The organism is Rhizobium sp. P2_G2 (assembly GCF_056403555.1).
Map to the genome: position 1 here is coordinate 23,237 of NZ_JBFUFF010000052.1, position 24,069 is coordinate 47,305.

Below are 24,069 nucleotides of genomic sequence, written 5' to 3' on the forward strand. Positions count from 1 at the left end.
ATTATTTTCCTTGTGCTTTCGCGTGCTCACGAATCTGCGACAAGCTCATCTTTGGCGTCAGCGCCTCCGGGTCAATCCTGATCTCGATCAGCGCGGGCTTGCCTGACGCTTCGCTCCGCTCGAACGCGGCCGCAAACTCCTCGGTCGACTCCACGGTCTCGCCGTGAAGACCATAGGATCTCGCCATCGACGCGAAATCAGGGTTTGTCAGCATCGTGCCGGAGACGCGACCGGGATAGCTTCGCTCCTGATGCATCCGGATCGTGCCATACATGCCATTATTGATAACGAGGAAGATCACGCGGGCGTCGTACTGCATCGCCGTCGCAATTTCCTGGCCGTTCATCAGGAAGCAGCCATCCCCTGCGAACGCCACCACGGTGCGGTCGCGATTGGTCAGTTTGGCGGCGATGGCGGCCGGAACACCGTAGCCCATCGAACCGTTGGTCGGTCCCAACTGGGTGCGGAAGGTCCGGTATTGATAGAACCGATGCGCCCAGGCGGAGTAGTTGCCCGCACCCGTCGTCAGGATCGCGTCGGCCGGAAGATGCGACCGGAGCCATTCCATCACATCGCCCATTTGCACCGGGCCGGGGACAATAGGATGCTTCAGGTTCTCAAGATAGTCTCCGTGGGCTTTCGCGGTCCATTCCGCCCATGACGGTTTCTCCAGAGGCGCGAGCTTGAGCGCCTTCGAAAGAAACCCGACGGGCGTCGCATTGATCGGCAAGGTCGCATGGTAGACACGACCGAGCTCTTCAGCGCCGGAATGGATGTGCACCAATGTCTGCTTCGGAACCGGGATATCGATCAGAGTGTAGGCCCCGGTCGTCATCTCTCCGAGCCGCGCGCCGACCGAAATCAGCAGATCGCAGTCCTTCATATGCTGGATCAGTTTGGGTCCCGCCGCCAGGCCGAGGTCGCCCGCGTAGTTGGGATGGGTGTTGTCGAACAGGTCCTGGCATCGGAACGAGGCAGCGACGGGAAGCGAGAGTGCTTCGGAGAATTGACGCAGCTGTTCGACTGACTTGCTCGTCCAGCCGCCGCCGCCGGCGACGACCATTGGGCGCTTCACTGTTTCGAGAAGACGGCGCAGCTCGGCGAGTTCCTCATCGCCGGGATAGGTCTCGACCTTCTTATAGTGCGGAACATCGGCGACATCGACCCGGTCCGTCAGCATATCCTCGGGAAGTGCCACCACGACTGGACCTGGGCGCCCGTTGACAGCGCGGTGAAAGGCCTGGCTGATCAGTTCAGGGATGCGCGCGGCGTCTTCGATCTCGACCACCCACTTGGACATCTGGCCGAACATCCGACGGTAGTCGATTTCCTGGAACGCCTCGCGCTCCATCTGATCCCGCGCCACCTGCCCGATAAACAGGATCATGGGGGTCGAATCCTGGAAGGCGGTATGGACGCCGATGGAGGCGTTCGTTGCACCAGGACCTCGGGTCACGAAGCAGATGCCCGGCTTGCCCGTCATCTTGCCATAGGCCTCGGCCATGTAGGCAGCGCCGCCTTCCTGTCTGCAGACGATCAGCTCAATATCGTCGCCCGCGTCATGAAGCGCGTCGAGTGCCGCAAGGTAACTCTCACCCGGGACGCAGAACGCGCGTTCGACACCGTGAATCCGGAGTGCATCAATGAGCACCTGCCCGCCGGTGCGGGTGGTCCTGGTCATTTCCATTGGGTTCCCCCGATTGAGTCAGATAACAGCGTCTTCCAGGAACGGACGGTTGGCGACCACCCGCTCATAGCCAAACGGCGACAAGTCCAAGGTCTTGAACGACCCGTATGTGATGAGTTCACTCAGCCCACGACCCATGGCCGGGGATTGCTGGAGCCCGTGGCCGCTGAAACCGTTCGCAAACAGAAAATTCCCGACCTTGGTATGCGGTCCGAGCACCACATTGTGGTCGAGCACGCAGTAGTCGTAATGCCCGGCCCAGGAATTGACGACCTTGATCGCTTCGAAAGCCGGAACCCGTTCTGCCATCGTCGGCCAGATTTCCTCATCGAATTCGGCGTGCATGACGTCGAAGTCATTCGGATCGACCTCGGGATCGTGCTTGGGATAGGTCCCCATGAGGTAAAATTTACCTTCGGGCCGGAAGAAGACTCCAGTCGGATCGATGGTCAAACCCACCTTCCCTTCGAGCGGCGTCCGGCAGTCGACCACAAACAGAGAGCGCCGACGCGGTTCGACAGGGACGTCAACTCCGGCCATCCGGGCGACCTTCTTGCCGTTGGTGCCGGACGTGTTCACCATTGTGCCGCAGCCGATCGTCTGGCCACTCTTCGTGGTCACCGACACGATACGGTTGCCCTCTCGGTTCACGACGACGACCTCGTCCTCGATATACTCGACACCGAGGGAGCGCGCCTTCTTTCGGAAGCCCTGCAGAAGGCCGACGCTGTCGAACCAGCCCTCCCCGCGCTCGCCCGTGCTGCCGAGGACGAGACCGTCGAGATTGAGCCAGGGGAAGCGACGGCCGAGCCCATCGGGATCGAGCAGCGTCACGTCCGCCCCGCAGGCGACCTGAGTTTCATGGTTGCGTCGCAGGACCTGCTCGCCACGTTCGTCGGCGGCAAGAAAGAGGTAACCTGCCTCATGGAATCCGATCTCGGCCGTGTCGTCGTCGACGGCGACGTTCTCCTTGAAGTTACGAATGAACTCGGTCCCGAACTGCGAGACCTTGACGTTGATGGCGTTGGAGAATTGGTGCCGGATCGAACTCGAAGACAGCGCCGTCGCCGACCGCTGGTACGTCCAGTCCTTCTCGATCACCAGAACCGAACCCTTGAAGTCCGGGTTGGTGGCAAGGAAATAGGCGGTCGAGCTGCCGACGACGGCGCCGCCGACAATCACGACGTCATAGGAGGATTTCGAAGCCTGCATCGTCGAGCCTCACCTCTGCTTGTCTTCGAAGTGGCCGGCCGCAGCGAAGCTGCCGCCCTGGTAGCGGACGGCGGGATCGTTGGGATCGCCCTGCTTCGTGTTGGCGAAGACCTTTTCGGCGAAGTCGTCGGCACTGTCTTCAGGCTTATAGCCGAGGGAGGCCGCAGTGCGGTTGTCCCAGAACGCCTGGCTGTTGTTCGACATGCCATAGGCCACCATGAAGCCGACGCGCTCTGCCGACAGGCTCTTCTCGACGAGCTGGCGGCAATCGCGATAGGAGAGCCATGTGATGAGATGCCTGCGGTCGATCGGCTCCGGGAAAGACGAGCCGATGCGAAGCGATACCGTCTCGATGCCGAATTTGTCGAAGTAGTAGCGCGCGAGGTTTTCCACGAAGGTCTTCGACACGCCATAGAGGCTGTCGGGACGTGTCGGCACGTTTCCATCGATGGTTTCCGTTCGCTCGTAGAAACCGATCGCGTGAACGGAGCTGGCATAGACGATGCGCTTGACGCCATGCTGGCGCGCTGCTTCATAGATGTTGTAGCTGCCAGCGATATTGGCGTCGAGAATGGTCTTCCACGCGGCTTCCAGGCCTTGGCCGCCCATGTGCACGATAGCGTCGCACCCTTTGACCGCCGCGGCGACGGCATCGAAGTCAGCGAGGTCAGCGGGCATGTCCTCCTCGTGTGGAGCGAGGTTTTCGCAAGCGTTTCGCGCCGACAGGCGGACGATCTTGCCGAGGCGGGTTCCGGATTTGCGCAACTGCGTGCCCAACGCGCCTGCGGCACCGGTCAGAAGAACTCGATTGTAATCACTCATGTCGATATCCCTCAGCGAAGCTGGCTCAATGCGTCGGCGATGCGGTCGATCGCGATCTTCAGGTTTTCCCGAGAGGTGGCGAAGGAGAGCCGGATGTATGTCTCTACGCCGAACGCCCCACCCGGAACGGTCGCCACCTTGCCCGTCTTGAGCAGATAGGACGCCAGATCGGTGTCGTTCCTGATCGGAGTACCATCGGGCGCGGTGCGGCCGATATAGGGGGCGCATTTCGGGAAAAGGTAGAACGCCCCTTCCGGTGCCCTCACCTCGAGACCCGGGATCGCCCCGAAACCTCTGGCGACGAGTTCGCCTCGAGCTTTGTACTCGGCGACGGCGTTGGTCACGAAGTCCTGCGGACCGTCCAGCGCGGCGGCGGCGGCGTATTGCGTGATCGACGAGGCGCACGTCGTGCTCTGGGACTGGAGTTTGTTCAGGACCTTGGTCAGTGCCTTCGGACCAGCTGCGTAACCAAGCCGCCATCCGGTCATGGCATACGCCTTGGAGACCCCGTTGATGATGAGCGTACGGTCCCGAAGCTCGGGGCAGGCCACGCCCACCGATGTGAAGGGGACGTCGCCGCAGACGATATGCTCGTAGATTTCGTCAGACATGACAGCGACGCGAGGATGGCGGGACAGCACCTCGCCCAATGCCTTCAGTTCCGTTGCGGTGTAGATCGCGCCCGTCGGGTTGGACGGCGAGTTGAACAGGAACCACCGCGTCTTCTGCGTGATCGCCGCCTCAAGCTGCTCCGGTGTGATCTTGAAGTCTTGTTCGACGCCGCACGGCACGATCTTGGGAATGCCGCCGTGGAGGATCACGATATCGGTGTACGATACCCAGTAGGGTGCCGGCACGACGACCTCGTCACCGGGTTCGAGCGTGCCGAGAAACGCGTTGAAAAGGATCTGCTTCGCGCCGTTGCCGATGGAAATCTCGTCCATGGCATAGTCAAGCCCGTTCTCGCGCTTGAACTTGCGAACGATTGCCTCGCGTAGCTCGGGCATCCCATCCGGAGCGGTGTAGCGGGTAATCCCGCGCCGCATCGCATCGACGGCCGCATCCACGATGTGGTCAGGCGTGTCGAAATCCGGTTCGCCCAGGGACAGATCAACGACATGCTCGCCCTTGGCGCGCATCGCCTTGGCAGCCATGGAGACGGCCATGGACGGCGACGACTTAATCGTCGCGGCTCTCGAGCTTTCAAAAACCATCATATTCATTGGGAGTCTCCCCTGGCTCCTGCCTTGCCATATGCGGCGCATTGTTCATCGGTGATGTATCCATGACGACGGTCGTTCTCGACCTGCGCAGCCGGACGACGCTTGGGATCGCCGAAGCCACCGCCGCCAGGCAATTGCAGGACCAGCTTGCGCCCCTCGGGCACGAACTGCAGGCCCTTGCCGCGAAGTTTCGTTCCGTCGTCGAGCGAAACCGAGCCGGCCGCGCCGTCTTGCCCGCCATCCCTGCCCCGTGCCGGATGCTCGAGGCGATCGAACATCGCGGAGAAGCGGAAGCTGTATCCCTCGGCCGCCGAAATCTCGATCGTCTGCCCGAGGCCGCCGCGCAGTTCGCCCGCGCCACCGGAGCCCTCGCGCAGCTCCTTGCGCCAGACGATGACCGGGCCGACATTCTCGGTCGCTTCGATCGGCATGGTGTGGACGCCGCTCGGAAACGCGGTGGCGTTCAAACCGTCCAGAGCCGGACGCGCGCCGCTGCCGCCCGAGTTGAACATCAGGATTTCCGCGCCCTTGCCGCCGATCTGGTCGGCCACCGGACGGACGCTCATGTGCAGGTTCCACAGCGCGCTCGCGCCTTCCGCGGGCACTTTGCCGGGCAATGCCTGATGAAGCGCACCGAGCACGAGGTCCGGCACGAAATGGCCGAGCACATGGCGGACCGCGACAGGCGCCGGGCGTTTGGCGTTCAGGATGCAGCCTTCCGGCGCAGCCACCTCGAAGGGTGCCAGCGACGCCGCGTTGTTGGGGATTTCCGGGGCGACGACGCATTTGATGCCGTAACAGGCATACGCCTTGGCATAGACGAGCGGCACGTTGATGCCGAACTTGCTCATCCCCGAAGTGCCGTCGAAATCGACGAGAACGCCCTCCGGGCCGATGGTCAGCCTGGCGGCCAGGTGGACAGGCTCGTCATAGCCGTCGAGGTCCAGCGAGTAGGTCCAGCTGCCGTGCGGCAAGTTGCGCAGGCGCTCGAGCGTGGCCTCGCGGCTGTGCCTGAGGATGAAGCCGCCGATCATGTCGAGATCGGCGAGATTAAACTCGGTCAGCATGTCGACCAGACGCCGGTGTCCGGTCTCATTGCAGGCCGCGAGCGCATAAAGGTCGCCGACGACCTTGTCGTTCTCACGGACGTTGTTCCTGACGAACTGAATGAGCGTCTTGTTGACCTCGCCCCGTTCGAAGAACTTCATGATCGGGATGAAGAGGCCCTCTTCATAGACTTCGCGGGCATCCGGGCCGAAGCCGCGGCCGCCGACGTCGACGACATGCGCAGTCGAGGCGAAATATCCGACATGCTTGCCGTGATGGAATGACGGGGTGACGATCGTGATGTCGTGGAGGTGCCCCGTTCCCTTCCAGGGGTCGTTCGTGATGTAGACGTCGCCTTCGAAGATGTTGTCGCGGCCGATGTCGTTGATGAAGTGGGCGACGGATTCCGCCATTGCGTTCACATGGCCCGGCGTGCCCGTCACCGCCTGTGCCAGCATTCTGCCCTCAAGGTCGAAGATGCCTGCGGAGAGGTCTCCCGCCTCGCGGACGCTCGTCGAGAACGCCGTGCGGATCAGGGTCTGGGCTTGCTCCTCGACCACGGAAACGAGACGGTTCCACATGACCTGCATATGGATGTCGATCATTGACTGGTTCATGGGATCAATCCTCAGAGACGGGTTACAAGAAGGCAGTCGTCGCGCTGGACGATCGCCTTGAATGCCGCGGTAATGACGGTGGACGTCTCGCGCTCGACGATGACCGCCGGGCCCCGGACGACATCCCCCGCAGTCAGATCGTCGCGCCTGTGGATACCCGCATCCAGGAACGCGCCCGAGGCCGCATCGAACAATTGCCTGCGGGAGCTCGGCATAACCTGGCTTCCCGCATCGACCGAGCCGACACGTTCGACGGGAGGGAGCGGCGAGCTCGCCTTCACGGACCAGCTGACGATCTCGATTTCGAGGCCCTCGATCGCCCGGCCGAAGAAGCGGCCATAGGCCTGCTCGAAAGTCGCGGTCAACGATGCCGCGCCGCCGCCGTCGAATTTGGCGAACGACAGCGCGACTGGAATGTCCCAGCCCTGTCCGGCGTAGCGCATGAACAGCGTGCGCTCGAGAACGGGTTCCTTGTCATCGAGGCCGCCTTCGACGAAGCCGAGCGCCTCCGTCGTCATGTCTTCCAGCAGGCGGTTGGCGGCAGCCCAATCGAAACGCGAAAGATTGAACACCGAACTGCGGACAGCCTCGTAGCCGAAGGGTGCCTTGAGAAAGCCGATGGCGGAACCGACACCGGCGCCGGGCGGCACGAGAAAGGTGGAAATACCCATCTTCTCGCAGAGGCGCGCGGCATGCAGCGGACCCGCTCCGCCGAAGGTGATCATGGTGAAGTCGGCAATGTTCTTGCCGTTCTCAACGGTGTGAACGCGTCCGGCATTGGCCATGTTCTCGTCGACGAGTTCGCAGGTGCCATAGGCTGCGCCGATATCGTCAAGACCGATCTCCGACCCGATCTCATCGACCATCGCCTTACGGCTGGCCTCGACCGAGAGCTTGATCGCGCCGCCGGCGAAATTATCGGGATCGAGCTTGCCGAGGATGAGATCAGCGTCGGTGACCGTCGGCTTGGTGCCGCCGCGCTGATAACAGGCCGGGCCTGGTTCCGAGGCCGCGCTGTGTGGCCCAACCCTGATCTGTCTCATTGAGTCGACGCCGGCAATCGAACCACCGCCAGCACCGATCTCCACCATTTCGACAACGGGAATTGAGATCGGCATCCCGCTTCCCTTGCGGAAACGGTAGGTGCGGGCGACTTCGAAGGTCTTCGCCGTCTTCGGGACATGGTTCTCGATGAGGCAGATTTTCGCCGTGGTGCCGCCCATGTCGAATGAAACCACCGAGTCGAGTCCGTGATGACGCGCCACGTCGGCCGCGAAGATCGCGCCACCCGCCGGACCGGACTCGACAAGGCGCACCGGGAATTCGGAAGCGCTCTCCACCGAGACGATGCCGCCGCCGGAATGGATCATGAAGACCGGGCAGACGACGCCGATGTCCTTGAGCGAAACCACCAGGCGGTCGAGATACGACTTGATGGCCGGCTTGACATAGGCATTGGCGCAGACGGTGTTGAAGCGTTCGAACTCGCGCATCTGCCGCGAGACTTCCGAGGAGATCGACACCGAGAGGCCGGGCATGCGGGCCAGCAACGCGTCGCGGACCGACGCCTCGTGGCGGCCATTGGCGTAGGCATGGATGAACCCGATTGCGACGCTCTCGTAACCGCCCTTCCGGATCGCGTCGACAACCGCGCCGACGGATGCCTCGTCGAGCGGGAGCAACACTTTGCCCGACGCGTCGACGCGCTCGCGGACGACAAAGCGATCCGCGCGTTCGATGAGCGCCGGGGGCAGCGAGATGTTGAGGTCGTACTGTTCAAAGCGGTTTTCGGTCCGCATTTCGAGGACGTCTCGGAAGCCTTCGGTGGTGACCAACGCGGTCTTGGCCCCTCGCCGCTCGATGAGGGCGTTCGTCGCGAGCGTCGTGCCGTGGATCAATTGCTGGATTTCGCCAAGCCCGATCCCGGCGAGGTCGGCGACCGCCTGCACACCCCTAAGAATAGCCCGCTCCGGAGCCGCGTAGTCCGTCAGCACCTTGGTCGAATGGAGCACGCCGTCCAACTCGAGGGCGACATCCGTAAAGGTCCCTCCGATGTCGACCCCGGCGCGGCAATTCCGTGATGCCCTGTTTGCCATTTGATTCCCCACTCTTGGTCCGTCGGCAGCTTCACATTCCTTGAAGCGGATTTCCAGCGCGCGGGCGCAAGCCTGCGAGTTCCCTCGCCAATCGGCCCGGGAAGCCTGAAACAATAATTCCGCTTGACGAGCTTGGTATATGTCACTTATCATACATGTGTCAACTGAAAACGGGCAGGGATTTTTCGAAACTTCGGGCGAGCAAAGGAGGGGCGTCGATCGAGCACCACGTCCGGCGGACGCAACAACATGAACGCGGATCGAACCGCGGCAGCCAATCCAGATTGACTTCAAACCAGAGGGAAATTCTCAGTGAAACAGATTCTCAAGCTTCTCGCGGCCAGCGTGGTCGCGTCGTCGGTTCTTCTCGCCCCGGCTTTCGCCGCCGACACGATCAAGATCGGCGTCGCGGGGCCGTTCACGGGCGCGAACGCCACGTTCGGCGAACAGATTTTCAGTGGCGTCTCCGCCTACGTGAAACAGGTCAACGCCGCCGGCGGCATCAATGGCAAGCAGATCGAGCTGGTCAAGGGCGACGACGCCTGCGAACCCAAGCAGGCCGTGGCGGTTGCCAATCATTTCGTCGACCAGGACAAAGTCCAGGCGGTCATCGGGCACTTCTGCTCTTCAAACACAATCCCAGCATCTGAAGTCTACAATGACGCGGGCATACTCGAGATGACGCCGTCATCCACCAATCCGACGGTGACCGACCGTGGTTTCGACAACCTTTTCCGCGGCTGCGGCCGAGACGACCAGCAGGCCGTCGTCGCCGGCGCGTTCATCCTCGACACGCTGAAGCGTGACAAGATCGCGCTGATCCACGACAAGGACACCTATGGACAGGGCCTCGTAGACGCTCTGAAAAAGACCATCGAGGCGCGGGGCGTCAAGCCCGTACTCTACGAGGGCCTGACCCGCGGCGAACGCGACTTCAACGCCATCGTCACCAAGATCAAGAGCTCCGGGGCAAATGTCGTTTACTTCGGCGGCCTCATCCCCGAGGGCGGTCCGCTTGTGCGTCAGCTCAAGGAACAGGGTCTCGACGTGGCGTTCGTCACGGGCGACGCGTTCGCGCAGGCTGAAATCGTCGCCGCGKCGGGCGGTCCCGCAAACCTCAAGAACGTCTACTACTCGGCGACGCCCGATCCGCTTCTTGATCCGACGACCAAGGACGTCCAGGACGTGCTGAAGAAGGACAACATCACGCCGGCGAACTATGTCCTCTACGGCTACGCCAACGCCCAGGCGGTCATCGCCGCGCTGAAGGCCGGAGACGATCTCAAGGCACAGACCAATTGGCTCCGCAGCAACACGGTCGACTCCGCAATCGGCAAGATCACCTGGGATGCCAAGGGCGACATCAAAGACTTCAAGTTCGTCTTCTACAAGTTCGACGACAAGGGCACCCCTGTCCTGACGAACTAAGGCACCAACGCAACGGCCGGACAGATATGTCCGGCCGTTGCTTCACTGCCCAAAAAAACAAAAAAAGGGGTTCGCCATGGACATGTACATACTCGTCCAACAGCTATTCAATGGCATCACGCTCGGCACGATCTACGGCTTGATCGCCGTCGGATACACGATGGTCTACGGTGTCATCCGGATGATCAATTTCGCCCATGGCGACGTCTACATGGTTTCGGCCTACGTCGCCGCGATCACACTCGCCGTGCTCGGTTTCTTTGGCGTACAGTCGGTGCCGTTCGCCCTGATCTCGGTTCTCGTCATCACCTGCGTCATCACGGGGTTCTACGGCTGGGCGATCGAACGGGTCGCATACCGGCCGCTTCGCGGGTCGACAAAGCTAGCCCCCCTCATCTCCGCCATCGGCATCTCCCTGATGCTCCAAAGCTATGTGCAGATCGCCCAGGGCGCACGCGACCAGGGCGTCCCCACCCTCATCCAGGGAGCGTTCCGGTTCGGCGACGCGCAGCACTTCGCGCAGATCACTTATATGCAGACGGTCATCCTCATCGCCGCGTTCGCGGCAATGGCACTTCTGACATATGTCATCAACTACACCCGCATCGGCCGCGAATGCCGCGCGACACAGCAGAACCTCAGGATTTCCGCCGTGCTCGGTGTCAACACCGACAGGATCATCTCGACGGTTTTCGTCATCGGCGCGTCCACCGCGGCCGTCGGCGGCACCCTCGTGACCTTCAATTACGGCTCGTTCAACTTCTTCATCGGCTTCGTGATGGGCATAAAGGCCTTCACAGCTGCGGTTCTGGGAGGCATCGGCTCCCTGCCCGGCGCGGTTCTCGGCGGCGTCCTGCTCGGCCTCACCGAAGCGCTTTTCGCCGGCTATGTGAGCACGGACTATAAGGACGTCTTCGCCTTCGCCCTGCTTATCACCCTTCTGTTCTTCCGCCCTTACGGCCTTCTCGGCAAACCCGAAGTGCAAAAAGTCTGAGGGGGAACACACGATGCAAACGACCAAAATCTTCACCCTCGCCAAGGAAGCGCTGCTCACCTTCGCCGTTTCCCTGGTCTTGTTCGGACCCGTCTCTGGCCTCGTCCTGGACGGATTCAGCTTCCATAACGAACTCGGGCGCGCCGTCCTTCTTGCCGCGGCCGTGACTGCAGGCCGGATAGCACTTTCAGCGGTCGGCATGACCGCGATGGGCCGTGTGTTCGTTCAGCGGGTTTTCCGGAGCGGCGGCGGCGTGACCGTCAACACCGCAACGCGGGGTTCGCGCACCCCTCTTCTGATCCTGCTGTTCCTGGCGGGGCTGGTTCTGCCGTTCATGTTGGACAAGTATTTCCTCGGCGTCGCAATCCTCGCCCTGATCTATTGTCTCCTCGGCCTCAGGCTGAACATCGTGGTCGGCCTGGCGGGTCTGCTCGATCTCGGCTACGTGGCATTCTACGCGGTCGGAGCCTATCTGTTGGCGCTCGGTTCCCAGTATCTCGGCCTCGGCTTCTGGAGCGCACTGGTGATTGCGCCGATCCTTGCCGGATTTTTCGGTATGGTGCTGGCATTCCCGGTCCTCAAGATGCACGGCGATTATCTTGCCATCGTGACCTTGGGCTTCGGGGAAATCATCCGTCTTATTCTCAACAACTGGCTTGACGTGACAGGTGGCCCCAACGGCGCTCCGGTTCCCGCGCCCACCATCTTCGGGCTGGAGTTCACACGCACTGCCAAGCAAGGCGGAATGCCGCTCCACAAGTATTTCGGCGTGGAATACAATGCCGACTACAAATTCTGGTTTCTCTACATCGTCCTTTTCCTCGTCGTCTGCGGCGTGATCTACACTGTGGAGCGCCTGCGCGTGATGCCGATCGGCAGGATGTGGGAAGCGCTGCGGGAGGATGAAATCGCCTGCCGCTCTCTGGGGGTGAACCACGTCTTCACGAAACTTTCGGCCTTCATGCTGGGTGCCTCCACAGGCGGGCTGGCCGGCGTGTTCTTCGCCGCCCAGCAGGGCTTCGTCAATCCGACGTCCTTCACGTTCTTCGAATCCGCCCTGATCCTCGCCATCGTCGTGTTGGGCGGCCTTGGATCGACATTGGGTGTGATTCTCGCGGCGCTTGTCCTGACCATCCTTCCCGAGGTCTTGCGAGACTTCGCAGAATATCGGGTCCTCGTCTTCGGCATCCTGATGGTGCTGATGATGATCTGGAAGCCGCGGGGTCTGGTCCGCGTAACGCGCCCCGCCTTCTACCCGTCCGACGCCACCACGACGGAAGTCGCAGCATTCCAGGCACAACCGGAGGCCGGACGATGAACGATGCTCTGCTGGAAGTTCAAAACGTCACCATGCGTTTTGGCGGGATTGTCGCCAACCGCGATGTCAGCTTCACGGTGAAAAAGGCGGAAGTCACGGCTCTCATCGGCCCGAACGGGGCCGGGAAGACGACGATATTCAACTGCATTACCGGATTCTACCGCGTCAGCGAGGGGCGCATCGTACTCAACGCAGACGAAGGCCCGCGCGAGATCGGTGGATTGGTGTCCAAGCCGATGACGGGAGGCTCGCATCTCGTGACACGCGCCGGGATCGCCCGGACATTCCAGAACATACGCCTGTTCAAGGAGATGTCTGTCGTCGAGAACCTGTTGGTGGCGCAGCATCTTGCCACCCGGAATAATCTCATCAGCGGCGTGTTCCAGACGCCCGCGTTCAGGAAGTCGGAGCGCGAGGCGGTCGACCGCGCCTATTACTGGCTTCGGCAGATGGGTCTCGCTGAGGACGCCAACCGATTGGCTGGGGAGTTGCCGTATGGCCGCCAGCGCCGTCTCGAGATAGCGCGGGCAATGTGCACCTCACCCAAGTTGATCTGTCTCGATGAACCGGCTGCGGGCCTCAATCCATCCGAGACCCGCGAGCTCTCCGACGTCATCAAGCGGCTCTGCGCCGATCACGACCTCACAGTGCTGGTGATCGAGCACGATATGGGGCTTGTCATGCGGATTTCGAACCACATCGTCGTTCTCGACCACGGTGAGGTCATCGCCAGCGGCACTCCGGAGGCGGTGGGCAATGACCCTGCGGTTATCGCAGCGTATCTTGGCGTCAGTGAGGAAGAGGTTGCGGCATGAGCATGGAATTGAACAGTGACACCCCGCTTCTTGAGTTTTCGGGCGTCCACGCCCACTACGGCCCCGTCGAAGCGCTGAAATCCGTCGACGTCATCATTCGCAAGGGTGAGATCGTCAGCCTCATCGGCGCGAACGGGGCGGGCAAAACCACGCTGCTATCGACTATTTTCGGCGCGCCCAGGACCTCGGCGGGACGAATCCTGCATCGCGGCGAGGACATATCCAGACTGCAGACGAACAGGATATCCCGACGCGGCATCGCGCTGGTGCCGGAAGGACGTCAAATCTACCAGGACATGTCGGTCGAGGAGAACATGATGATGGGCACGACGCCCATAGGGATGTCCTATTTCGACGAGGATCGCACGGCAATGTTCGAGCTATTTCCACGGTTGAAGGAGCGTCGGAACCAGACCGCCGGAACCATGTCGGGCGGCGAGCAGCAAATGCTCGCGATCGCGCGCGCGATGATGGCGAGGCCGGAACTGATTCTGTTCGATGAACCCTCCCTTGGTCTCGCGCCTCTCGTCGTGAAACGGGTGTTCGAAGTCCTCAAGGAGATCGCAGACCTGGGCAAGACGATCTTCCTCGTCGAGCAGAACGCCAACCACGCTCTCAAATTGTCACATCGGGCCTACGTCATGGTCAACGGCAGGATACACCTCTCCGGCGACAGCGCCGAACTCCGTGACAACGAAGACGTCCGCAAGGCCTATCTCGGCCTGCATTGAGGTGGATGAAACAGATGGCGCGCGGCCACCCTTCGGTTCAGGAACGTGTTGAAGGTTTCGCGATCGGCAATCGATTCAAGGCCTATCGCCACCGGCGTCCGGCCATTTCGAATACGGGACCCGAATAGATGGACGAAGTTTGCATAACCGCAGCCTCGCTGCCTATTGCTGGAACTTGACCATGGTGCCGCCGCCTGTGGCCTGGTCGGTCGGGAAGACCTCGACGCGGGCGACGTCGACGAAGGCCGGCAATTCGATTGCGCTTCCGATGACGGCCGCGATGTGCTCGGGTTGGATCGGCCTGTAGCCGTCGTAAAGCACGGCCTGCGCCTGGTTGTCGGCGATCGCCGTTCGATAGAGGTCTGTCTGCACACGTCCCGGCACCACCTCCGTCACCCGCACCGAGGTACCGAGCAGATCGCATCGCAAGTTGTCGCAGAACAGGCTGAGACCCGCCTTCGAAGCCCCGTAGGCGCTCATCGACGGATATGGCGCCTGGCCGCCGCTCGATCCGATGAAGATCAGATGTCCCCGCTTGCGCGCGACCATCCCCGGAAGCACGGCGCGTGTGAGGTGCATCGGGGCTTTGAGGTTGACGTCGATCATCGCGTCGATCTCGTTGGGATCGATCTCGTGGAAGAGCGCCCGTGTCGACAGAATTCCGGCATTGTTGACCAGGATGTCGACTTCGACATCCGCGAACCGTGCAGCGAAAGCCGCGGTGTCTCGGACATCCGCCTGCACGGACTTCGCGCCCGACGAAGAAGCCAAGTCTTCGAGGGCAGCGGCGTTCCTGCCGACCGCGTAGACTTCGAGACCCATTTCCCGCAGCTTCAGGACGGTCGCGCGGCCTATGCCGCTGGTCGCACCCGTGACTATCGCGGTCTTGTAGACCGACCGCTCAGACATAGATGTAGCCTCCGCTGACGACCACGTTCTCGCCAGTGGCGTAGGTGTTGCGGCTGCTCGCCATCATGACGATCCACTCGGCCATCTCTACTGGTTCGGCGGCGCGGCCCAAAGCGCTCGCCTTCGCCAGCTCGGGCAGGAAGCCCAGTTCTTTGGCCCTGTCGGTGGCGAAGCCTGCCGGGGCGACGGAATTGACGAGAATGCCGTCAGCCGCGCATTCCTGGGCGAACGACTTGGTCAAGCTGACGACGGCGGCCTTGGTGGCGGCGTAATGGGCGTTCTGCGGATGCGCCTTGAAGGCGTCCACAGACGTAACGTTGACGATACGGCCGGTGACCTCTGGGCGGTTGACGAAGCCACGCATGTGCCGGACCGCGGCCACCATCATGTGGTATGTGCCTTTGACGTTTATGGCGTTCTCGATGTCCCACTCCTCATCGGTGATCTCAAGGATCGGACGACGCGGATAGATGGCGGCGCTGTTCACCAGCGTGTTGATCCGGCCCAGCTTGTCCGCGATTTCGGCGAACCCGCGATGCGCTGTCTCCGCCCGTGCTATGTCGGCGACGGCTGTCGCCACCTCCGCGCCCATGGACAGCAAGGTTTCCGACGCGCTTGACAGGAGCTCGGCGTTCCGGTCGACGAGGCCAATCTTCGCCGCGCCACGCTCCACCATCAGTTTGGCGGTGGTGAGGCCGAGTCCCGACGCTCCCCCGACGATAATCACGGTCTGCTGCTGCATGATTCCACCTCGCGCATTTCAGTTGCTTCGTCTTATTTGTATGTTATCACTTATATGCTATATTTTCGAAGCGACAAGCGTTTTTTGGAGAGAAGCATGATCCCGCGCCTGAAGCTCGACAGGGCTGTCGAATCGCCCCAGCCTGGCTTCCTCGAGCGTCTGGTCGAGCGCGGCTTCCGCGGAGACATCGAAACCGAACACGGAAGTGGGCTCGTCGCCTCCACAGACAACTCTATCTACGAGATAGAGCCCGCCGGCGTGATCTTCCCCAAAGACGGCGACGACCTTCGCCTTCTCGCGGCAATCCTGGGCGAACCGGGCTTCGAACATGTCGTAGCCACCGCGCGCGGCGGCGGCACTGGGACGAACGGCCAATCCCTCACCCGCGGTTTCGTCGTCGACTGCTCCCGGCATATGACACGCATCCTGTCGATCGATCCGGAAAAGAGGACCGCAAGGGTTGAGGCGGGCGTCGTCAAGGATCAATTGAACAAAGAAATTCGGAAGCACGGGCTGTTCTTCGCGCCGGAGCTGTCGACCTCAAATCGGGCGACGATCGGCGGCATGGTCAGCACCGACGCCTGTGGCCAGGGGTCGTGCGTCTACGGCAAGACGAGCAACCACGTGCTCAGCCTGCGCATCGCGCTTGCTGACGGCACTGACTGGTGGGCGCGACCCATGGACGGCGAGGAACTGTCACGCGTCGCAGCCAGGACTGACAGGATCGGCGACATCCACCGCGTCGTTCGGAACATCCAGCGCGACAAGAAGGACCTGATCGAAAGAACCTTCCCTAAGCTGAACCGCTACATGACGGGCTACGACCTCGCCCATATCATTCGTGATGACGGACAATTCGATCTGACCTCGATCATCTGCGGGTGCGAGGGGACGCTCGCCTTCATTGCCGAAGCCGAACTCAATCTGCTTCCGATCCCGGCGGAAGCGGCGGTGATCAACATCCGATATGACGACTTCAACGCCGCCCTGGAGGACGCCCGGGTTCTCGCCGCGCTCGGAGTGGCGTCGGTGGAGACGATAGACGAAAAGGTCCTGTACCTCGCCAAGAACGACATCGTCTGGGCCTCTATCGATCGCTTCTTCCCCGACGATGGCCACACGAACGGCATCAACATCGTCGAAGTCCTCGCCGATGACCCTGATGAACTGGCGTCGAAGCTGGCGGTGATCACAGCGTCGCTCGAAGTGGCGAGTGGCTCCGGAAGGCGCGGTCATACAATCGCCGACAATAGCGGGGATGTCGAGGCCATCTGGACGATGCGCAAGCGTGCGGTCGGGTTGCTCGGCAATGTCGACGGGCCTGTGCGGCCGGTGGCGTTCGTGGAGGACACCGCCGTCCCACCGCAAAACCTCGCCCCCTACATCAGGGAATTCCGTGCCCTCCTGGACGCCGAGGGACTGACCTACGGAATGTTCGGCCATGTGGATGCGGGCGTGCTTCACGTGAGGCCCGCCCTTGACCTGACCAGGCCGGAACACGAGGCCTTGGTCCGGCGCGTGAGCGATGGCGTCGTCGCCCTGACCCGGAAGTATGGCGGAGTGCTCTGGGGTGAACATGGTAAGGGCGTCCGATCAGAATATGTCCCGGAATATTTCGGCGCGTTGTATGAAAGCCTCCGCGACATCAAGCGCGCGTTCGATCCCCATGATCAACTGAACCCGGGCAAGATCGCGAGCGCCGGGGATAAGCCGCTGACACGTATCGACGATCCCGCGCTTCGCGGGCAGCTGGATCGGTCGATTCCCGCGGACGCGCGGGCATCCTATGGCAACGCCTCGTTCTGCAACGGCAACGGCGCTTGTTTCGACTTCGACGCGGACAGCCCAATGTGTCCGTCTTACAAGGGGACCCGTGACCGCCGCTTTTCCCCGAAGGGCCGGGCCATGCTGTTCAAGGAATGGCTCCGGCTTCTCGGCACGGCAGGCATCAATCCTCTGGATGCGCGGCGGCGGATCAGATCGGGCAACGGCCTGCTTGCCTTGCCGAGCCGGGTGTGGCGCTCGCTCGACCCGTCCAACCGACGGGATTTCTCGCACGAGGTCCGGCAGGCGGTCGACAACTGCCTCGCCTGCAAGGCCTGCGCGGGCGAATGTCCGGTCAAGGTCAACGTGCCGGATTTCCGCTCCAAATTCCTGGAACTCTACCATTCGCGTTATCTGAGGCCTCTCAAGGACCCCATCGTCGCGATGATCGAGCAGGCCCTGCCCTGGATCGCCCGAGTTCGTCCGATCTACAATGTGGCTGTGCGGTCGCGGCTCGGACAGACCGCGACACGATTGCTTGGTCTGACGGCGCTTCCCGAGATGCCGGGCGTCAATCTCTGGCGCGAACTGAGGACCCGGGGAGTCCAACCCGCCACACCTAGTACACTGAAACGCCTGCCCGCGCACCATGCAAAGGATTCCGTGGTCTTTGTCGTCGACGCGTTCACCGCCTACTACAATCCGGACCTCGTCCTCGCCGCCGCCTCCCTCGCCCAAAAACGAGGCCTCCATCCTTTCGTCCGGGCGTCGGTCTCCAACGGGAAGGCCCTGCATGTGCATGGCTATCTCGGGAGGTTCGAGAGCACGGCCAGATCGACTGCTGCAGAGCTAGCCGCCCTGGCCGCGACCGGAACCACACTCGTCGGCCTCGATCCTTCGATGACGCTCGCCTTCCGTTCGGAATACAAGGAGGTCGCGACGATGGTACCGACGGTGCTTCTCCCGCAGGAATGGCTGAAGTCGCTTGGGGTCGGGTCGCCCGGCACGCCACCGCCAGCGACCCGTCAGGCGCGGCTCCTTCTGCACTGCACGGAGCGAACGAACGCAGTGTCTTCGGCACAGGAATGGACCGAGGTGTTCAAGGACTTTGGCGTGAATCTGACGATCCCCGCGCTGGGATGCTGTGGAATGGCGGGAACATTCGGACACGAGGTCAGAAACCGTGAGCTGTCCGAGCGAATTTACGATATGAGTTGGAGGGCGCAGACGAGTCGTGACAATGACATAGAGCCACTGGCCACGGGATTTTCGTGCCAGTCCCAAGTGCAGAAGATCGAGGGCCGCCGCCTTCGCCACCCGATCGAGTTTCTCAATGACCTCCTAGTCGACTGCGGGTCTGCAACCGGTGACAATGCAGCATGATATGTGATATGTGATGAATGACATGTTGGTCAGGCATAGGAGAACTCGGTGGCGGTAATCACTCAGCGCGGCAATCTGGCCGAAATCGTCGTCGCCCAGCTCACCAGCCGCATCGATGCCGGCACCTACCCGCCGGGAGAGAAGATACCATCGAGCGCCCAGTTATGCGAGGAGTTCGGTGTGAGCCGCACCGTGATCCGCGAAGCCCTTACGTCGCTGAGAGTCGCGGGTCGGGTGACGTCGCGGCAAGGCGACGGCGTCTACGTCACCGAGCGGGATTCCAAGACGCTGAATTTCGAAATCAGCCGGATCGAAGACATCCGTTCGGCCATGGAAATCCTGGAGCTCCGCCTGGGCGTGGAAATGCAGTCGGTGGCGCTCGCGGCCACCAGACGGACGCCGGACGCCCTCGCGGACATCGCCCGGGCCTTCGATTACGTGGACAATCTCGAAAGCGACGACGCCGAAGTTGAGGCCAGGGCCGATTTCGAGTTTCATCTCGCGATCGCGAGGGCGACGCGCAATCCGCATTTCCCACAGTTCCTGCAGGCCGTTTTCAGTGAGATCAGTTTCGACCTCGTCATGAAGCACCGCCAGTCGGCGCGCACCTATCAGAGCTATCTCAAGAAGATCAACAAGGAGCACGCCGCCATCTTCGCCGCCATCACTCAAGGCGATCCGAAAGCTGCGAAGAACGCCCTTGCCGCGCATCTTGAGGAGAGTCTCAGCCGATATCGCACGATGCTCGACGAACCGCAGATCATGGAGACGGCTGACTGACACGGGAGTCTTGAACAGAAGCCCCGCCCCTGCTCTTCCCTTTCAACCTGGCCCAGCCGGCCGGACCGGGGGCTGATCCGACGAGCCAGTGTCGCGTTTCTAACGGGCTGGTCGCACCGCAGTTCTAATCAGCTTTGACACATCATCATTTGAATGTAGAAGTACAGATTCAATTTTCAAATGCAACGAAGGCAATATTGGCCAAGATTGCCATGTCATCGGCGCTGATCAYCCGAAGATGAAATCGTCCGCRGTGACGCTGGCGAGCTGCGTCGCCTTGAGCGTGATGCTGTCRYKGCTGTCGAARGTGATSACYACGTCCGACCCSACCTGTGCCATGTGCAGGCCGGAGAACTGSGTCGCAAATGCMGGGKSRATGTCAATGTGGCCGTGTGTCGAYGWYGTCASGTCGAGATTRTAGACCGTGTCGTTGCCGCCCTGATAGTTCAGCGTCGCAGTCTTCATATTGCGGAAATAGAACGTGTCGTTCAGCGTGCCGCCGCTCAGGGTTTGCGCATCCGCATAGTCAGTGATGGTGTGGGTGCCGGCGGCCAGGCGCGTGTCGCTCGTCAGCACGACGCTGCTGCTGCTGAGCCTGTCCTCACGCATGGTCCCGGTGCCGTCCTGAAGATAGTAATCGACCGTGCGGGAGCCGTTGCTGGCGATCGCCGAATGGTTGAGGATCGATCCGCTGCTCGTATAGTTGTCGATGACCTTGCTGCCATCCGTGGCGCGCGTTTCACGGTAGTCGTAAGTGCCGTCGGTGTGGAACCGCTCGATCAGCCTGACATTGCCGCTGGCGTCGTTGGCCTGGTGGATCGAGGTATAGGTCTGGCCGGTGACGTTGTAGACATAGTTGTCGGTCGAATGGTCGGCGTTGACAACGTTCTGACCGATAAGAGCGCTGCCGGCATACTTCTTCATCACCGCGCTGCCATCGGCATAGGCGGTATAGTCGGTCAAGGCCTTGCCGGTCGCGGTGTCGTAGGTCGTTGTCTCGGTCCAGCCGAGATGGTTCGCCTGGACATAGCTCGACTTGATGCCGCTGGCATAAACCGTGGTCAGCACATCGCCGCTGGTCTGGATGATCTTCTGCCACAGAGCATTGCCGGTCGAAGGATCGTAGGCGATCGTGGTATTGGTGCCGTCAACCGCAACCTTGACGTCGTTCGTCATCTTGCCCGCGGAACTGTAGAGGGCTGTATCCCGGCTGCCATCGGTGCCGCGCACATCACGGTAATCATAGGTGCCATTGGCGTGAAAGCGTTCGACCAGCCGGACATTGCCCTTGGCATCATTGGCCTGGTGGATCGATGTATAGGTCTGGCCGGTAATGTTATAGGCGTAGGCGTCGGTCGACCCATCGGCGTTGCGCGAATTCTGGCCGACAAGGACGCCGGCACTATACTTCTTCATCACCGCGCTGCCATTGCTGTAAGCGGTGTAGTCGGTCAGCATCTTGCCGGTCGAGGTGTCGTAGGTGCTGGTCTCGGTCCAGCCGAGATGGCTGGCCTGGACATAGCTCGACTTGATGCCATTGGTATAGACCGTGGTCAGCGCGTCGCCATCGGTTTCCTTGACCGCCTGGCGCGTCGCGAAACCGGTTGTGGTGTCGTAATAGATGGCGGTATTGGTGCCGTCGCTGGCGATCTTGACATCGGTCACCATCTTGCCGACGCTGTTATAGTTCGCAATATCTCTGCTGCCATCGGAGCCGTGTGTCTCGCGACAGTCGTAGGTGCCGTCGGCGTGGAAACGCTCGATCAGCGTGATATTGCCGTTGGCATCATTTGCCTGGTGCCTCGACGTATAGGTCTGGCCGGTGATGTTGTAGTTGTAATAATCGGTCGAGCCGTCGGTATGAAAAACGACCTTGCTCATGATCACGCCGTTTGTCAGGCCATAATCAGTGTGAAGGGTCAGATTGCCCGCAGCATCGAAATTCTGCACCTTCGTCCATGTGGCCTGACCGTAGGTGACGGAAAAATTATAGCCACCGGAAATCTTGCCGAGAAGCGCACCGTAGTGCGCGATCAGGTAGTTCATCGTCTCCACCGAGGAAACGGCCAGTGTATGGGTGTCGGAAAGCGTGACCGACTGCAGCCCGGATGCGGCCTTCAGGTCGGCCATCTGCGCAACGAAATGCTCCGATGTCATCGTCAGGTTCGACGAAACCGTCTCGGTTTGTGGCTGCACCGGGAGCCTGGCGCCGAATTCCACGACGAGCGGATGGTCGCTTACCGGGATCTTGAAGGAGCTGACATTTTTGTAGACGGCGATCGGCGTCAGACCGGACAGTGGATCGTAGACGTAGACAAGAGGTTCGACATGGTCGAGCGTCACGGTGACGTTGACGGCCGGATTGGTTATGTCGGTGTCCGTGGTGTCGTTCCAGACCTCCTTGTCGGCCCAGACAACCAGGTCTTCGACTCCGCCCGACTTTGCCAGCACCATTGAATGCGTCTGCGACGGAGCGCCGGTCAGCGTATAGTTGAAGGTGTTCGTTGTGGTCGCACCGCTGTCCCCGGAGGACAGGATCGTGGTCAGATTGTGAAGCGCGATTGCGGCGAGTTTGGGAGAGCCGTCGGCATTGAAGAGGCCGAAATGTGCTTCCTTCTCGCCGCGCGCGGCGGCCGCGGAGGGTGTGTCGATCAGCTCGTAGAGATAGGTCGACACCGAGCCGTCTTCATACGCCTCGAAAAGGTCGTTGAGGACAATCTTTGCCTGTGCGGTCTCGCTGGCGCCGACATAGCTCGCTGTTTTGTCCGTGGTAATGCCGGTTTCCGTGATGACCAGAGGATCGCCTGACGATGCCTTCTGCGCCAGGCCGAGCGTCGTCTCGATTTGCGAATCTGTCGAACCCGTCGTTGTCGTATAGGCATGGGCATTGGCATAGTCTGAGTAAGCGCCGAGATTCCCGACCGTCGCGTAGGCCGATGCGCTGTTGTTGGCGATCGACAGATTGATGACGCCAATGTGTCCCAACACCGGATCGGCCTTGATCGCCTGATAGAGATCCTTCTGAAACGCCGCCCCGGCGGCAGTTCCGGTCAGGCCTTTATAGGTGAGGCTTGCATCGACATTGACCTCGTTGAGTCCCTCGATGGACACGATCGAGCCCGGATGCTCAGCCACGAAGGCCTTGAGGTCTGTTATATACTGCGTAAGCGCCGCCTTGCCGCCCACGGCAATCCCAGACCTCACACGAAAATCGAATGTGATTCCTGCTGCTGCCAAAGCATTAAGGACCGGTGAAGCCTGGCCGTAAGTTGAATATGCATCTCTTACCTTGGAGACACCGATATATTTTAACGATTCGATAATGAGGCTGGAATTGTCGTAAGCGTCGAGATAGTCGCCGCCGTGTGTATTGACACCAAGCGAAGAAAGAAAAGCGGACGCCGACGAATTATTGCTAGACATATAAGATGACCGCATCGATTAAACTGATGAAAATCTTACATGAAAGGAAGCAAAAACCGATTATGGGAATGATTCAAATTTTATCGATGATCGATTTTAGGTCAGCGCCAGATCATGAACTCACCGGCTTCCTCGCCGCCTGTCCCCGAAATGGCTGACTCGACGGGAACTTATCGGTCGTTAATGGGCTTGTAGATGTCGCAACAGTTAGACAAAACGCACTTTGCTAATACAACGGAAGCAGGGAGTGGAAATGGTTTTCCGACTGAAGGAGCGACTCGGCAAGAGGTTTGAAGAAGAACTGCAATTCTTCAAAGGCTGGCAAAAAGACAAGAAAGGCGTTGGCGCCCTCATCCCGACTTCGATCCATGCCGCGCGTCGTATGGCAAGCGTGATCAATCCACGATCAGGAATGCCGGTTCTGGAACTCGGTGCGGGCATGGGCGTCATCACCAAAGCAATCCTCGAGAGAGGCATTGAACCGAGCCAGTTGGTTTCGGTCGAGTATTCCAGCGATTTCTACGACGCCCTCACGCGACGCTTTGCCGGCGTGGACTTCCGGTTGGGCAATGCATTCCAACTGGATGAAGTTCTTGACGACCGTAKCGCTGAGCAATTCGRCTGCGTCGTCAGTGCGGTTCCGATGTTAAGTTTTCCAATGGAACGGCGCGTTGCCCTGCTGGAGGACCTGCTTGCCCGGGTGCCACCCGGACGACCCGTCATTCAGATCACCTATGGGCCGCTTTCGCCGGTCGTCAAGATGCCCGACCGCTATGTGGTCTCGCATTACGATTTCGTCGTCCGCAACATCCCGCCGGCTCAGCTTTGGACGTATCGGCGAGCCGTGGTATAAGGGAAGTGTTGCCTGAACAGGGTTCGGATTCGCGCGAAAGTTGAAATAATTGTCTGCCCGCGCCGGCCACGCTGTGTCTGATGGCTGTTCCCGCCGCAACGCAGGTGTCGGGGTCAGGCTTTATATGGCAGAATTGCCGTAACACGAATAGGCCGCTTGCTGCGACCTTTCATCGTATCCGCTGATTTGCGGTTTTGTGTGTTTGAGGTATCGATTGACGTTGCG

At 60.8% G+C, this 24,069-nt stretch carries 17 protein-coding genes; 8 read left to right on the forward strand and 9 right to left on the reverse strand.

Translation table 11 applies throughout. The annotated features are described in order from the left end of the window. Position 1: 1 nt before the first annotated feature. From AC1D06_RS27180 to AC1D06_RS27205, 6 genes are read right to left on the reverse strand one after another with little or no spacing between them, the layout of a single operon-like run. Complete coding sequence (locus AC1D06_RS27180) at positions 2-1,687, reverse strand: thiamine pyrophosphate-binding protein (protein ID WP_477988899.1); 1,686 nt, start codon at positions 1,685-1,687, stop codon at positions 2-4. 18 nt (positions 1,688-1,705) lie between these two features. Then, the gene (locus AC1D06_RS27185; protein ID WP_477988900.1) at positions 1,706-2,899 is read right to left on the reverse strand and encodes an NAD(P)/FAD-dependent oxidoreductase; all 1,194 of its coding nucleotides are present in this window, start codon (positions 2,897-2,899) and stop codon (positions 1,706-1,708) included. Between the two features lie 9 nt (positions 2,900-2,908). Next, entirely contained in the window at positions 2,909-3,721 is an 813-nt protein-coding gene (locus tag AC1D06_RS27190) for an NAD-dependent epimerase/dehydratase family protein (RefSeq protein ID WP_477988901.1), read from the reverse strand. Positions 3,722-3,732: 11 nt separating this feature from the next. Then, positions 3,733-4,944, reverse strand: coding sequence for a pyridoxal phosphate-dependent aminotransferase (locus AC1D06_RS27195; protein ID WP_477988903.1), 1,212 nt, complete (start codon positions 4,942-4,944; stop codon positions 3,733-3,735). Further along, complete coding sequence (locus AC1D06_RS27200) at positions 4,941-6,608, reverse strand: hydantoinase B/oxoprolinase family protein (protein ID WP_477988904.1); 1,668 nt, start codon at positions 6,606-6,608, stop codon at positions 4,941-4,943. The genes AC1D06_RS27195 and AC1D06_RS27200 overlap by 4 nt, the downstream gene beginning before the upstream one ends. A gap of 11 nt (positions 6,609-6,619) precedes the next feature. Then, a complete protein-coding gene (locus AC1D06_RS27205) occupies positions 6,620-8,704 on the reverse strand; it encodes a hydantoinase/oxoprolinase family protein (RefSeq protein WP_477988906.1) in 2,085 nt (694 codons plus the stop codon). A 312-nt stretch (positions 8,705-9,016) separates the two neighbouring features. On the opposite strand from AC1D06_RS27205, the gene AC1D06_RS27210 reads away from it, so the two are divergent. The 5 genes from AC1D06_RS27210 to AC1D06_RS27230 all read left to right on the forward strand — a co-directional run bounded on the left by AC1D06_RS27210 (position 9,017) and on the right by AC1D06_RS27230 (position 13,990). Beyond that, positions 9,017-10,132, forward strand: a complete 1,116-nt coding sequence (locus AC1D06_RS27210) for a branched-chain amino acid ABC transporter substrate-binding protein (protein ID WP_477988908.1) — start codon at positions 9,017-9,019, stop codon at positions 10,130-10,132. Positions 10,133-10,214: 82 nt separating this feature from the next. Then, positions 10,215-11,126 (forward strand): ABC transporter permease subunit, encoded by a 912-nt coding sequence (locus AC1D06_RS27215; RefSeq protein WP_477880747.1) that lies wholly within the window; start codon positions 10,215-10,217, stop codon positions 11,124-11,126. 13 nt (positions 11,127-11,139) lie between these two features. After that, on the forward strand, positions 11,140-12,444 hold the full coding sequence (gene livM / locus AC1D06_RS27220) for a high-affinity branched-chain amino acid ABC transporter permease LivM (protein ID WP_477988910.1): 1,305 nt from the start codon (positions 11,140-11,142) through the stop codon (positions 12,442-12,444). Further along, positions 12,441-13,259 (forward strand): ABC transporter ATP-binding protein, encoded by an 819-nt coding sequence (locus tag AC1D06_RS27225; protein ID WP_477988912.1) that lies wholly within the window; start codon positions 12,441-12,443, stop codon positions 13,257-13,259. The genes livM and AC1D06_RS27225 overlap by 4 nt, the downstream gene beginning before the upstream one ends. Continuing rightward, positions 13,256-13,990 carry an ABC transporter ATP-binding protein gene (locus AC1D06_RS27230; protein WP_477880727.1) on the forward strand — a complete coding sequence of 245 codons (735 nt, stop codon included), beginning with the start codon at positions 13,256-13,258 and terminating at the stop codon, positions 13,988-13,990. The genes AC1D06_RS27225 and AC1D06_RS27230 overlap by 4 nt, the downstream gene beginning before the upstream one ends. A gap of 162 nt (positions 13,991-14,152) precedes the next feature. Here AC1D06_RS27230 and AC1D06_RS27235 read toward each other — a convergent pair whose 3' ends face one another. Continuing rightward, the gene (locus AC1D06_RS27235) at positions 14,153-14,899 is read right to left on the reverse strand and encodes an SDR family oxidoreductase (RefSeq protein WP_477880729.1); all 747 of its coding nucleotides are present in this window, start codon (positions 14,897-14,899) and stop codon (positions 14,153-14,155) included. Beyond that, positions 14,892-15,641 carry an SDR family NAD(P)-dependent oxidoreductase gene (locus tag AC1D06_RS27240; RefSeq protein WP_477880731.1) on the reverse strand — a complete coding sequence of 250 codons (750 nt, stop codon included), beginning with the start codon at positions 15,639-15,641 and terminating at the stop codon, positions 14,892-14,894. The genes AC1D06_RS27235 and AC1D06_RS27240 overlap by 8 nt, the downstream gene beginning before the upstream one ends. 96 nt (positions 15,642-15,737) lie before the next feature. Between AC1D06_RS27240 and ydiJ the strand changes: the two genes are divergently transcribed. Further along, positions 15,738-18,788 (forward strand): D-2-hydroxyglutarate dehydrogenase YdiJ, encoded by a 3,051-nt coding sequence (ydiJ, locus tag AC1D06_RS27245; protein ID WP_477988916.1) that lies wholly within the window; start codon positions 15,738-15,740, stop codon positions 18,786-18,788. A 48-nt stretch (positions 18,789-18,836) separates the two neighbouring features. Beyond that, complete coding sequence (locus AC1D06_RS27250; RefSeq protein WP_477880735.1) at positions 18,837-19,568, forward strand: FadR/GntR family transcriptional regulator; 732 nt, start codon at positions 18,837-18,839, stop codon at positions 19,566-19,568. A 228-nt stretch (positions 19,569-19,796) separates the two neighbouring features. Here AC1D06_RS27250 and AC1D06_RS27255 read toward each other — a convergent pair whose 3' ends face one another. After that, positions 19,797-22,772, reverse strand: a complete 2,976-nt coding sequence (locus tag AC1D06_RS27255) for a hypothetical protein (RefSeq protein ID WP_477988917.1) — start codon at positions 22,770-22,772, stop codon at positions 19,797-19,799. A 472-nt stretch (positions 22,773-23,244) separates the two neighbouring features. On the opposite strand from AC1D06_RS27255, the gene pmtA reads away from it, so the two are divergent. Next, positions 23,245-23,844, forward strand: a complete 600-nt coding sequence (gene pmtA, locus AC1D06_RS27260; protein ID WP_477988921.1) for a phospholipid N-methyltransferase PmtA — start codon at positions 23,245-23,247, stop codon at positions 23,842-23,844. Positions 23,845-24,069 lie beyond the last annotated feature (225 nt).

Excerpts from the sequence above, each read along its gene's own strand:
- AC1D06_RS27240 (WP_477880731.1), bottom strand. The coding sequence starts at position 15,641 with ATGCAGCAGCAGACCGTGATTATCGTCGGGGGAGCGTCGGGACTCGGC.
- AC1D06_RS27200 (WP_477988904.1), bottom strand. The coding sequence starts at position 6,608 with ATGAACCAGTCAATGATCGACATCCATATGCAGGTCATGTGGAACCGT.
- AC1D06_RS27225 (WP_477988912.1), top strand. The coding sequence starts at position 12,441 with ATGAACGATGCTCTGCTGGAAGTTCAAAACGTCACCATGCGTTTTGGC.
- AC1D06_RS27205 (WP_477988906.1), bottom strand. The coding sequence starts at position 8,704 with ATGGCAAACAGGGCATCACGGAATTGCCGCGCCGGGGTCGACATCGGA.
- AC1D06_RS27230 (WP_477880727.1), top strand. The coding sequence starts at position 13,256 with ATGAGCATGGAATTGAACAGTGACACCCCGCTTCTTGAGTTTTCGGGC.
- AC1D06_RS27215 (WP_477880747.1), top strand. The coding sequence starts at position 10,215 with ATGTACATACTCGTCCAACAGCTATTCAATGGCATCACGCTCGGCACG.
- AC1D06_RS27195 (WP_477988903.1), bottom strand. The coding sequence starts at position 4,944 with ATGAATATGATGGTTTTTGAAAGCTCGAGAGCCGCGACGATTAAGTCG.
- AC1D06_RS27180 (WP_477988899.1), bottom strand. The coding sequence starts at position 1,687 with ATGGAAATGACCAGGACCACCCGCACCGGCGGGCAGGTGCTCATTGAT.
- ydiJ (WP_477988916.1), top strand. The coding sequence starts at position 15,738 with ATGATCCCGCGCCTGAAGCTCGACAGGGCTGTCGAATCGCCCCAGCCT.
- AC1D06_RS27185 (WP_477988900.1), bottom strand. The coding sequence starts at position 2,899 with ATGCAGGCTTCGAAATCCTCCTATGACGTCGTGATTGTCGGCGGCGCC.
- AC1D06_RS27190 (WP_477988901.1), bottom strand. The coding sequence starts at position 3,721 with ATGAGTGATTACAATCGAGTTCTTCTGACCGGTGCCGCAGGCGCGTTG.
- AC1D06_RS27235 (WP_477880729.1), bottom strand. The coding sequence starts at position 14,899 with ATGTCTGAGCGGTCGGTCTACAAGACCGCGATAGTCACGGGTGCGACC.
- livM (WP_477988910.1), top strand. The coding sequence starts at position 11,140 with ATGCAAACGACCAAAATCTTCACCCTCGCCAAGGAAGCGCTGCTCACC.